Raw genomic sequence first — 10,816 nt, forward strand, 5'->3', positions numbered from 1 at the left:
GAACCCGATGATCATCCGTACCGACTTCCCGTACGCCACCGCCCACGAGGATGTCCGGATCCCGATGCCCGACGGGGTCGAGCTGTACGCCCGCGTCTGGCGCCCGGTCACGGACGAGCCCGTACCGGCCCTGCTGGAGTACCTCCCGTACCGGCTCACCGACTGGACCGCGCCCCGCGACCGCCAGCGCCACCCCTGGTACGCCGGACACGGCTACGCCTCCGTACGCGTGGACGTACGCGGCCACGGCTGCAGCGGGGGCCGGCCCGGCGACGAGTACGACGCCCGGGAACTGGCCGACGGGGTCGCGGTGGTGGAGTGGCTGGCGGCGCAGCCCTGGTGCACCGGCGCGGTGGGCATGTTCGGGATCTCCTGGGGCGGCTTCAACAGCCTCCAGATCGCCGCCCTCGCGCCGGAGGCCCTGAAGGCCGTCGTCACCGTCTGCTCCACGGACGACCGCTACGACAACGACGTCCACTACATGGGCGGATCGGTCCTGGCCGTCGACATGCACGCCTGGGCCGCCACCATGCTCGCCTTCGCCTCCCGCCCGCCGGACCCGCGCTACGCCGGCGACGGCTGGCGGCAGATGTGGCTGGACCGGCTGGAGGGCGTGGAACCGCTGGTCCACACCTGGCTCTCGCACCAGACCCGCGACGCCTACTGGCGCCACGGCAGCGTCTGCGAGGACTACGGGGCGATCGGCGCGGCCGTCCTCGCCGTCGGCGGCTGGCACGACCCCTACCGGGACACGGTGCTGCGACTGGTCTCCGCCCTGCCCGCGGGCCGGGTACGGGGCCTGATCGGCCCGTGGTCGCACCAGTACCCCGACCGGGGGCTGCCGCCGGGCCCGGCGATCGGCTTCCTGCAGGAGACCCTGCGCTGGTGGGACCACTGGCTCAAGGGCGCCGACAACGGGGTGATGGACGAGCCCCTGCTGCGCGCCTGGATCAGCGGCTCGCACCCCCCGGCGACGACGTACGGGGAGCTCCCGGGCCGCTGGGCCGGCGAGAAGGCCTGGCCCTCCCCCTCGGTCGTCCCCGTCTCGTACGGGCTCCAGGGCGCGCCGGTGACCGTGGCCTCGCCGCAGCACACCGGGCTGGACGCCGGGCGCTTCTTCCCCTTCGGCAACGACGCCGACCTGCCGCCGGACCAGCGGGAGGAGGACGCGAAGTCGGCCTGCTTCGAGTTCCCGGTGGCCGACGGCGAACCCGTGGAGATCCTGGGCCGGCCCTCGGTCACCCTGCGGCTGCGGATGGACGTCCCGTACGGGCAGGTCGTGGCCCGGCTCTGCGACGTCGCCCCGGACGGCGCCTCGACCCTCGTCACGCGCGGAGCCCTGAACCTGTCGGCCCGCCACGGCCGGGACCGGGCGGTGCCGTGGCGGGCGGGCGCGTACGAGGACGTCACCTTCGAGCTGAACGGCATCGGCCACTCCTTCCCGCCGGGGCACCGGATCCGGCTCGCGCTGTCCTCCGCCTACTGGCCGTGGATCTGGCCCCGGGCCGGCTCGGAGGCCGGCTGGACCCTCGACCCCGCGGGCAGCACCCTGGAACTCCCGATCCGAGGCTCGGACTCCCCCCTGGACGCGGGGATCTCCTTCGAGCCGCCGGAGCAGGCCGAGCCGCTGGGGGTGGTCCACCCGGAGACGCTGGACGCGCCGCGTCCGGAGCGGGTCGTCGTACGGGACGTCGCGCGCGGGGTGTGGCGGCTGGAGGTGGACCCCCGCTACGGGGGGACGCGGGTGTACCCGGACGGGCTGGAGTACGAGGAGGACGCGGCGGAGGTCTACGAGATCCAGCAGTCGGACCCGCTCTCCGCCCGCACCCGCTCCGAATGGCGGATCCGGCTGCACCGGCCGGAGGAGGGCTGGGACGCGCGGGTGGAGACCCGGTCGGAGATCTCGTGCGACGAGGGCGGCTTCCTGACGGTGAACGAGGTCGTCTGCCGCGAGGGCGACGAGGTCCTCTTCCACCGCACCTGGCAACGCCGCCTCCCCCGCGCGGCGGGCTGAGCCCGCCTAGGAGGGAAACAGGCGCTCCAGGACCGCCGCGATACCGTCGGCCTCGTTCGAGAGGGTGACCTCGTCGGCGACGGCGACGAGCTCGCGGTGGGCGTTGGCCATGGCCACCCCGTGGGCGGCCCACTCGAACATCGGGATGTCGTTCGGCATGTCGCCGAAGGCGATCGTCGACTCCGCCGCGACCTCCAGGACGGACGCCGCCCGCGCGAGCCCCGTCGCCTTGTCGACGCCCGGCGGCTGGAGTTCCACCGTGTGCTCCCCCGCCATCGTGACGTTCACCAGGTCGCCGACCACCGACCGCGCCACCCGCGTCAGCTCGTCGTCGTCCAGCCGCGGGTGCTGGAGCAGCACCTTGTTGATCGGCGACGCCCACAGCTCGCCGCGCCCCCGGACCCGGACCATCGGCAGGTGGGGGTGCGGCATCCGGTAGCCGGGGCCCACCAGCATCTCCGCGTCCAGCCCCTCCTGGTTGACGGCCACGTACACCTCGCCGATCTCCGCCTCGATCTTCCCGAGCGCCACCTCGGCCAGGCCCCGGTCCATCGCGACGGAGTGCAGCAGGATCCCGCGCGCCGCGTCGTACACCTGCGCGCCCTGCCCGCACACCGCGAGCCCCGAGTAACCAAGGTCGTCCAGGACGTGCCGGATCTGCGGGACGGGGCGCCCGGTGACGACGATGTGCCGGGCGCCGGCGGCGCGCGCCGTCGCGAGCGCCGCGCAGGAGCGGGCGGAAACGGTGTCACCGGCGCGCAGCAGAGTCCCGTCCAGGTCGGTGGCGATCAAGGTATAGGGGAGGGCGGAAGTCACCCGGCCAAGGATACGGACCCCGTTGGACAAGTCCTATGAATATGGCCCCAATCCGGCCTCCCACAGACCCCACCGGCCACGTAACGTGTCAGCCAGCCCCCGGGACACCCCCGGACCCCCTCGAAAGCGAGGCAGCACCCCATGCCCCAGCAGAGCCCCCTCGATGTTCCCGAGGGCGACCCGTTCGGGCCGCACAACCTCCCCTACGGCGTCTTCACCACCCCGGCGGAGCCGGAGCGCCGCCGGGTCGGCGTGCGCATCGGCGGGTACGTGCTCGACGCGGGGGCCGTGGCCGTCGCGCTCGGGTCCCCGTACGCCGGGCTGCTCGCCCAGGGTTCGCTGAACCCGCTGCTGGCCGCCGGCCGCACCGCCTGGCGCGACGTGCGCCGCGCGCTGACCGCCTGGGTCACCGACCCCGGTCACCGCGGGACCGTCGAGCCGCACCTGCTGCCGCTCGACGAGGTCACGCTGCACCTGCCGTACGAGGTCGCCGACTACGTCGACTTCTACGCGAGCGAGCACCACGCCACCAACGTCGGACAGATCTTCCGCCCGGACGGGGACGCGCTCACCCCCAACTGGAAGCACCTGCCGATCGGTTACCACGGCCGGTCCGGGACGATCGTCGTGTCCGGCACGGATGTGGTGCGCCCCTCCGGGCAGCGCAAGGCGCCCACCGACCCCGCGCCGGTCTTCGGGCCGTCCGTGAAGCTCGACATCGAGGCCGAGGTCGGCTTCGTCGTCGGCGCTCCCTCGCAGATGGGCCGTCCGGTCGCGCTCGGCGACTTCGAGGAGCACGTCTTCGGGCTGTTCCTGCTCAACGACTGGTCCGCGCGCGACATCCAGGCCTGGGAGTACGTGCCGCTCGGCCCGTTCCTCGGCAAGTCCTTCGCGACGTCCGTCTCCGCCTGGGTGACCCCCCTGGAGGCGCTGGACGCGGCCCGCGTCGCCCCGCCCGCCCGGGACTTCCCGCTGCTGCCCTACCTGGACGACTCCGAGGTCGACCGCCCCGGCGGCTTCGACCTGCACATCACGGTGTCCATCAACGGGCAGGAGGTGGCCCGGCCGCCGTTCGCCTCGATGTACTGGACGGCCGCCCAGCAGCTGGCCCACATGACCGTCAACGGCGCCTCGCTGCGCACCGGCGACGTGTTCGGCTCCGGCACGGTCAGCGGCCCGGAGGTCGACGAGCGCGGCTCCCTGCTGGAGCTCACCTGGAACGGCCGTGACGCGGTGGAGCTCGCCGACGGCAAGCGCACGTTCCTGGAGGACGGGGACACCGTCACCCTCACCGCGTGGGCGCCCGGTGCCGACGGCACGCGCGTCGGCCTCGGCGAGGTCACCGGCCGCATCACCGCCGCCTGACGGGAGGAGAGGGGACGGCGGCCCGCCGTCCCCTACTCCGCCCGCGCCGCCCGGGTGGCGGGGGTCCGGGGCCGAGGTGACCCTGCTCGCATGGCCCCTCGTACCGCAAAGCTCGCCCCGCTGGCCCTCGCGGCCACCGCCTCCCTCACGCTCGGCGCGGCCCCCGCCACCCCGACGGCCACGCCCACCGCCCAGCTGACCGCGACGTTCGTGGCGACCGCCAAGTACCGCGACCACCGGCTGGCCGTCGCCGCCGGCTACGTCCCCGACCAGTACTGCGTGGTCAACCCCGGTGAAGGCGGCGGGGCCCTCGGCTACCCGCACTTCAACCACGCCCTGGACGGCTCCACCGACCCCAGGAAGCCCACGGCCCTGCTCTACGAGGGCGACGGCGCGGGGCACTGGAAGCTGGCCGGCCTCGAATGGATGGTCGTGGACCGCGACGGCCGCACCGACACCGACGACGACCGGCCCTCCCTGTTCGGGCAGCCCTTCCGCGGGCCGCTGCCCGCCCGGTACGCGGGCCAGAAGGTGCACTACTCGCTGCACCTGTGGCTGTGGAAGCGGAACCCCTCCGGGCGGTTCGAGCCCTTCAACCCGAAGGTCGTCTGCCGCCCCGGCACCACCCGGCCGCGCCCCGCCGCGCCCGTCGCGCCCGCCGCGCCCGCCGCCGTGCCCGCCGTTCCCCCGGCCGCCGCGCCCTCCTGACCCCCCGTTTGGCATCCCGCCGCGTGCACGCCCGCGGCCCCGCCGCGAAGGTGGACGAACGACAGCCCCTCCGGGACAGGCCCCGAACCACCAGGAGCTCCCATGTCCGTGCACCGCAGCCCGAAGGCCCTGCTCGCCTGTGCCGTCGCCGGCGCGTCCCTGGTCCTGGCCGCCCTGCCCCCGGCGGCGCAGGCGGTCGACGGCCCGGCCCCCGACCCCCGCAACGCGCAGGCGATGCGCGACATGGCCACGGCGATGGCGGTGACCGCCAGGTACGTGGACGAGCGGGAGGCCCTCAAGGACGGGTACGTCCCGCACGGCGAGGAGTGCATGACCAACCCGTTCGGGGTCGGCACCATGGGCTACCACTACGTCAAGGAGTCCAACTGGGGTTCGACGGACCCCGCGAAGCCCACCGCGCTGCTCTACAGCACCCACAAGGACAGCAAGGGCCGGCGCAAGCTCCAGACGGTGGAGTGGATGTCCGCCGACCGCGACCAGGACCTGAAGACCACCGACGACCGGCCCACCATGTTCGGGCTGCCGTTCGACGGCCCGATGCCCGGCCACTGGACCGGCATGCCGAAGCACTACGACCTCCACATGTGGGCGTACGCCGACAACCCGGCCGGCCGCTTCCACAACTGGAACCCCGCCCTGACCTGTCCCCCGAAGAAGACCCCGGCGCACGCGCACGCGCACAGCCACTAGGCCGCACGGCGAAGGGCCCGGCCCCCCGAGGGGGCCGGGCCCTTCCGTACGCGGAGCCGGGACCGGATCAGCGGACGAACGTGCTCGCCTGTCCCGCCAGGTCCAGGAAGTACTGCGGGGCCAGACCGAGGACCAGGGTGACCGCCACGCCCACCGCGATCGTGGTCATCGTCAGCGGCGACGGCACGGCAACCGTCGGGCCGTCGGCCTTCGGCTCGCTGAAGAACATCAGCACGATGACGCGGATGTAGAAGAACGCGGCGATCGCCGACGAGATCACACCGACGACGACCAGCGCCCCGGCACCGCCCTCCGCCGCCGCCTTGAACACCGCGAACTTGCCCGTGAAGCCGGAGGTCAGCGGGATGCCCGCGAAGGCCAGCAGGAACACCGCGAAGACGGCCGCGGTCAGCGGCGAACGCCGCCCGAGCCCCGCCCACTTCGACAGGTGCGTCGCCTCGCCGCCCGCGTCCCGCACCAGGGTGACCACCGCGAACGCGCCGATCGTCACGAAGGAGTAGGCGCCCAGGTAGAACAGGACGGACTTGACGCCCTCCTCCGAGGTGGCGATCACACCGGCCAGGATGAACCCGGCGTGCGCGATGGAGGAGTACGCCAGCAGCCGCTTCACGTCGGTCTGGGTCACCGCGATCACGGCGCCCGCGAGCATCGTGACGATCGCGACGCCCCACATCACCGGCCGCCAGTCCCACCGCAGGCCGGGCAGCACCACGTACAGCAGCCGCAGCAGTGCGCCGAACGCGGCCACCTTGGTCGCCGCCGCCATGAAGCCGGTGACCGGGGTCGGGGCGCCCTGGTAGACGTCCGGGGTCCACATGTGGAAGGGGACCGCGCCGACCTTGAACAGCAGGCCCATCAGGATCAGCGCGCCGCCGATGAGCAGCAGCGCGTCGTTGCCCATGGTGGAGGCGAGCGCCGGGTCGATCCGGGCGACGGTGCCGTCGACGACGTCGGCGATCACCGCGTAGGAGACCGAGCCCGCGTAGCCGTAGAGCAGCGCGATGCCGAAGAGGAGGAAGGCGGAGGAGAAGGCGCCGAGCAGGAAGTACTTGACCGCGGCCTCCTGCGACATCAGCCGCTGGCGGCGGGCGAGGGCGCAGAGCAGGTACAGCGGGAGGGAGAAGACCTCCAGCGCGATGAACAGCGTCAGCAGGTCGTCGGCGGCCGGGAAGATCAGCATGCCGGAGACCGCGAACAGGGCCAGCGGGAACACCTCGGTGGTGGTGAACCCGGCCTTGACGGCGGCCTTCTCGCTGTCGCTGCCCGGTACGGACGCGGCCTGGGCGGCGAAGGAGTCGACCCGCTTGCCATGTGCCTTGGGGTCGAGGCGGCGCTCGGCGAAGGTGAACACCGCGACGACGGAGGCCAGCAGGATGGTGCCCTGCAGGAAGAGCGCCGGGCCGTCGACGGCGATGGCGCCCATGGCCGCGACGTGCGCCTTGGTGCTGCCGTAGCCGCCGGCGGCGAGGGCGACGACGGCCGCGAAGGCGGCGGCCAGCGCGGCGACGGCGAGGAACACCTGCACGGGGTAGCGGGACTTGCGGGGGACGAAGGCCTCGACGAGGACTCCGAGGATCGCCGCGCCCACCACGATCAGCGTGGGCGCGAGCTGTGCGTACTCGATGTGCGGGGCCGGGATCCGGTCGGCCGGTCCTTCGGCCGCCAGGGTCAGCAGGCTCTGGGCAGCGATCACTTGGCCGCCTCCACGTTCTGGACGGGGACCTCGGGCTTCGGGTCCGTCTGCTTCACGTCCGACATGGTGTGCTCCACCGCCGGGTTGACGATGTCGGTGAGCACCTTCGGGTAGACGCCCAGTCCGATCAGCAGCGCGATCAGCGGGGCGACCACCAGCAGTTCCCGTGCGCGCAGGTCCGGCATGCTGCGGACCTCCTCCTTCACGGGGCCGGTCATGGTGCGCTGGTAGAGGACCAGCACGTACAGGGCGGCGAGGACGATCCCGACGGTGGCGATGATCCCGACGACCGGGTAGCGGGCGAAGGTGCCGACGAGGACGAGGAACTCGCTGACGAAGGGGGCGAGGCCGGGCAGGGACAGGGTGGCGAGGCCGCCGATCAGGAAGGTGCCGGCGAGGACCGGGGCCACCTTCTGCACGCCGCCGTAGTCGGCGATGAGGCGGGAGCCGCGCCGGGAGATCAGGAATCCGGCGACGAGCATCAGCGCCGCCGTGGAGATCCCGTGGTTGACCATGTAGAGGGTGGCTCCGGACTGGCCCTGGGAGGTCATCGCGAAGATGCCCAGGATGATGAAGCCGAAGTGCGAGATCGAGGCGTAGGCGATCAGCCTCTTGATGTCGCGCTGGCCGACGGCGAGGAGCGCGCCGTAGACGATGCTGATCAGGGCCAGGACGAGGATCACGGGGGTGGCCCACTTGCTGGCCTCGGGGAAGAGCCCGAGGCAGAAGCGGAGCATCGCGAAGGTGCCGACCTTGTCGACGATCGCGGTGATGAGGACGGCGACGGGGGCGGTGGACTCGCCCATCGCGTTGGGCAGCCAGGTGTGCAGCGGCCACAGCGGGGCCTTCACGGCGAAGGCGAAGAAGAAGCCGAGGAAGAGCAGCCGCTCGGTGTTGGTCGCCATGTCGAGGGTGCCCGCGGCGCGGGCCTCCGCGATCTCCTGGAGGGAGAAGTTCCCGGCGACGACGTACAGCCCGATGACGGCGGCCAGCATGATCAGGCCGCCGACGAGGTTGTAGAGGAGGAACTTGACCGCCGCGTACGAGCGCTGCGCGGCGGCGTTCTCGTCGGTGCCGGCGTGGGCACGGTCTCCGAAGCCGCCGATGAGGAAGTACATCGGGATGAGCATGGCTTCGAAGAAGATGTAGAAGAGGAAGACGTCGGTGGCCTCGAAGGAGATCACCACCATCGCCTCGACCAGCAGGATCAGGGCGAAGAAGCCCTGGGTGGGCCGCCAGCGGGATGAGTTGGTCTCCAGCGGGTCGGCGTCGTGCCAGCCGGCGACGATCACGAAGGGGATCAGCAGCGCGGTGAGGGCGATGAGCGCCACGCCGATGCCGTCGACGCCCAGTTCGTAGCGGACGCCGAAGTCGGCGATCCAGGCGTGGGACTCGGTGAGCTGGTAGCGGTCGCCGCCGGGCTCGAAGCGGACCGCGACCAGGACGGCCAGGGCCAGCGTGGCGAGCGAGAACAGCAGGGCGAGCCATTTGGCGACGGTCCGGCGGGCGGCCGGGACGGCCGCCGTGAGGATCGCGCCGGCCGCGGGGACCGCGGCCGTCAGCGTCAGTAGCGGGAAACTCATCTCACACCGCCCTCATCAGCAGGGTCGCGGCGATGAGGATCGCCGTGCCCCCGAACATCGACACCGCGTAGCTGCGGGCGTAGCCGTTCTGCAGCTTGCGCAGCCGGCCGGAGAGCCCGCCGACCGAGGCGGCCGTGCCGTTGACCACTCCGTCGACGACGCTGTGGTCGAGGTAGACGAGGGAGCGGGTCAGGTGCTCGCCGCCGCGGACGAGGACCACGTGGTTGAAGTCGTCCTGGAACAGGTCCCGGCGGGCCGCGCGGGTGAGGAACGAGCCGCGCGGGGCGGTGACCGGGACGGGCCGGCGGCCGTACATCGACCAGGCGATGGCGACGCCGACGACGAGGACGACCATGGTGGAGGCGGTGACCGTCATGGCGCTGACCGGCGGGTTGCCGTGCTCGTAGCCGGTGACGGGCTCCAGCCAGTTCAGGAAGCGCTCGCCGATCTCGAAGAACCCGCCGGCGAAGACCGATCCGAACGCCAGGATGATCATCGGGATGGTCATGGACTTCGGGGACTCGTGCGGGTGCGGCTCGTGGCCCTCTGCGTCGGGCTGCCAGCGCTTCTCGCCGAAGAAGGTGAGGAGCATGACCCGGGTCATGTAGAAGGCGGTGATGCCGGCGCCCAGCAGGGCGACCCCGCCGAGGATCCAGCCCTGGGTGCCGCCCTTGGCGAAGGCCGCCTCGATGATCATGTCCTTGGAGAAGAAGCCGGACAGGCCGGGGAAGCCGATGATCGCGAGGTAGCCGAGGCCGAAGGTGACGAAGGTGACCGGCATGTACGTCCGCAGGGCGCCGTACTTGCGCATGTCGACCTCGTCGTTCATGCCGTGCATGACCGATCCGGCGCCGAGGAAGAGGCCGGCCTTGAAGAAGCCGTGCGTGACCAGGTGCATGATCGCGAAGACGTAGCCGATCGGGCCGAGGCCGGCGGCGAGGATCATGTAGCCGATCTGCGACATCGTCGAGCCGGCCAGGGCCTTCTTGATGTCGTCCTTGGCGCAACCGACGATCGCACCGAAGAGGAGCGTCACCGCGCCCACGACGGTGGTGACGAGCTGGGCGTCGGGCGCCCCGTTGAAGACGGCCCCGGAGCGGACGATCAGGTAGACGCCGGCGGTGACCATGGTGGCCGCGTGGATCAGGGCCGAGACCGGGGTCGGGCCCTCCATCGCGTCGCCGAGCCAGGACTGCAGCGGCACCTGCGCCGACTTGCCGCAGGCGGCGAGCAGCAGCATCAGGCCGATCGCCGTCAGCGTGCCCTCGCCCGTCTCCCCGACGGACGCGAGGACCGGCCCGAAGGCGAAGGTCCCGAAGGTGGTGAACATCAGCATGATCGCGATCGACAGGCCGATGTCGCCGACCCGGTTGACCAGGAAGGCCTTCTTCGCGGCGGTGGCCGCGCTGGGCTTGTGCTGCCAGAAGCCGATCAGGAGGTACGAGGCGAGGCCGACGCCCTCCCAGCCGAAGTACAGCAGCAGGTAGTTGTCGGCGAGGACGAGCAGCAGCATCGCCGCGACGAACAGGTTGAGGTAGCCGAAGAAGCGGCGGCGGCGCTCGTCGTGCTCCATGTACCCGATCGAGTACACGTGGATGAGCGTGCCCACCCCGGAGATCAGCAGGACGAAGGTCATCGACAGCTGGTCCAGCTGGAAGGCGATGTCCGCCTGGAAGCCCTCCACCGGGATCCAGCTGAACAGCCGCTGGTGCAGGGCCCGGTCCTCGGCCCCGCGCCCCAGCATGTCCGCGAAGAGGACGACGCCGATGCCGAAGGAGACGGCCGCGAGCAGGGTGCCGATCCAGTGGCCGGCCTTGTCGAGGCGCCGGCCGCCGCACAGCAGCACCGCCGCTCCGAGCAGGGGCGCCGCCACGAGCAGCGCAATCAGATTCTCCACTGTGAACG

General features: G+C 72.0%; 8 protein-coding genes. 4 read left to right on the forward strand and 4 right to left on the reverse strand.

Going from position 1 to position 10,816, the window contains the following annotated elements:
• Positions 1-7 precede the first annotated feature (7 nt).
• Positions 8-2,014, forward strand: a complete 2,007-nt coding sequence (locus ACQKM2_RS11555; RefSeq protein ID WP_427708555.1) for a CocE/NonD family hydrolase — start codon at positions 8-10, stop codon at positions 2,012-2,014.
• A 6-nt stretch (positions 2,015-2,020) separates the two neighbouring features.
• On the opposite strand, the gene ACQKM2_RS11560 is transcribed toward ACQKM2_RS11555, so the two are convergent.
• On the reverse strand, positions 2,021-2,830 hold the full coding sequence (locus ACQKM2_RS11560; protein WP_427708557.1) for an HAD family hydrolase: 810 nt from the start codon (positions 2,828-2,830) through the stop codon (positions 2,021-2,023).
• 141 nt (positions 2,831-2,971) lie between these two features.
• Here ACQKM2_RS11560 and fahA point away from each other — a divergent pair, with 141 nt between their 5' ends.
• The 3 genes from fahA to ACQKM2_RS11575 all read left to right on the forward strand — a co-directional run bounded on the left by fahA (position 2,972) and on the right by ACQKM2_RS11575 (position 5,614).
• Positions 2,972-4,195, forward strand: a complete 1,224-nt coding sequence (fahA, locus tag ACQKM2_RS11565) for a fumarylacetoacetase (RefSeq protein ID WP_427708559.1) — start codon at positions 2,972-2,974, stop codon at positions 4,193-4,195.
• Between the two features lie 90 nt (positions 4,196-4,285).
• Positions 4,286-4,903, forward strand: a complete 618-nt coding sequence (locus ACQKM2_RS11570) for a hypothetical protein (protein WP_427708561.1) — start codon at positions 4,286-4,288, stop codon at positions 4,901-4,903.
• Positions 4,904-5,005: 102 nt separating this feature from the next.
• Positions 5,006-5,614, forward strand: a complete 609-nt coding sequence (locus ACQKM2_RS11575) for a hypothetical protein (protein ID WP_427708563.1) — start codon at positions 5,006-5,008, stop codon at positions 5,612-5,614.
• A gap of 67 nt (positions 5,615-5,681) precedes the next feature.
• Here ACQKM2_RS11575 and nuoN read toward each other — a convergent pair whose 3' ends face one another.
• From nuoN to nuoL, 3 genes are read right to left on the reverse strand one after another with little or no spacing between them, the layout of a single operon-like run.
• Positions 5,682-7,328, reverse strand: coding sequence for an NADH-quinone oxidoreductase subunit NuoN (gene nuoN / locus ACQKM2_RS11580; protein WP_427708565.1), 1,647 nt, complete (start codon positions 7,326-7,328; stop codon positions 5,682-5,684).
• Entirely contained in the window at positions 7,325-8,911 is a 1,587-nt protein-coding gene (locus tag ACQKM2_RS11585) for an NADH-quinone oxidoreductase subunit M (RefSeq protein ID WP_427708567.1), read from the reverse strand. Before ACQKM2_RS11585 ends, nuoN begins: the two co-directional genes overlap by 4 nt.
• 1 nt (position 8,912) lies before the next feature.
• Positions 8,913-10,808 carry an NADH-quinone oxidoreductase subunit L gene (gene nuoL, locus ACQKM2_RS11590; RefSeq protein WP_427708568.1) on the reverse strand — a complete coding sequence of 632 codons (1,896 nt, stop codon included), beginning with the start codon at positions 10,806-10,808 and terminating at the stop codon, positions 8,913-8,915.
• Positions 10,809-10,816 lie beyond the last annotated feature (8 nt).

This window comes from Streptomyces sp. NPDC004126, assembly GCF_050275515.1.
Lineage (GTDB): Bacteria > Actinomycetota > Actinomycetes > Streptomycetales > Streptomycetaceae > Streptomyces.

Excerpts from the sequence above, each read along its gene's own strand:
- ACQKM2_RS11585 (WP_427708567.1), bottom strand. The coding sequence starts at position 8,911 with ATGAGTTTCCCGCTACTGACGCTGACGGCCGCGGTCCCCGCGGCCGGC.
- ACQKM2_RS11555 (WP_427708555.1), top strand. The coding sequence starts at position 8 with ATGATCATCCGTACCGACTTCCCGTACGCCACCGCCCACGAGGATGTC.
- fahA (WP_427708559.1), top strand. The coding sequence starts at position 2,972 with ATGCCCCAGCAGAGCCCCCTCGATGTTCCCGAGGGCGACCCGTTCGGG.
- ACQKM2_RS11570 (WP_427708561.1), top strand. The coding sequence starts at position 4,286 with ATGGCCCCTCGTACCGCAAAGCTCGCCCCGCTGGCCCTCGCGGCCACC.
- ACQKM2_RS11575 (WP_427708563.1), top strand. The coding sequence starts at position 5,006 with ATGTCCGTGCACCGCAGCCCGAAGGCCCTGCTCGCCTGTGCCGTCGCC.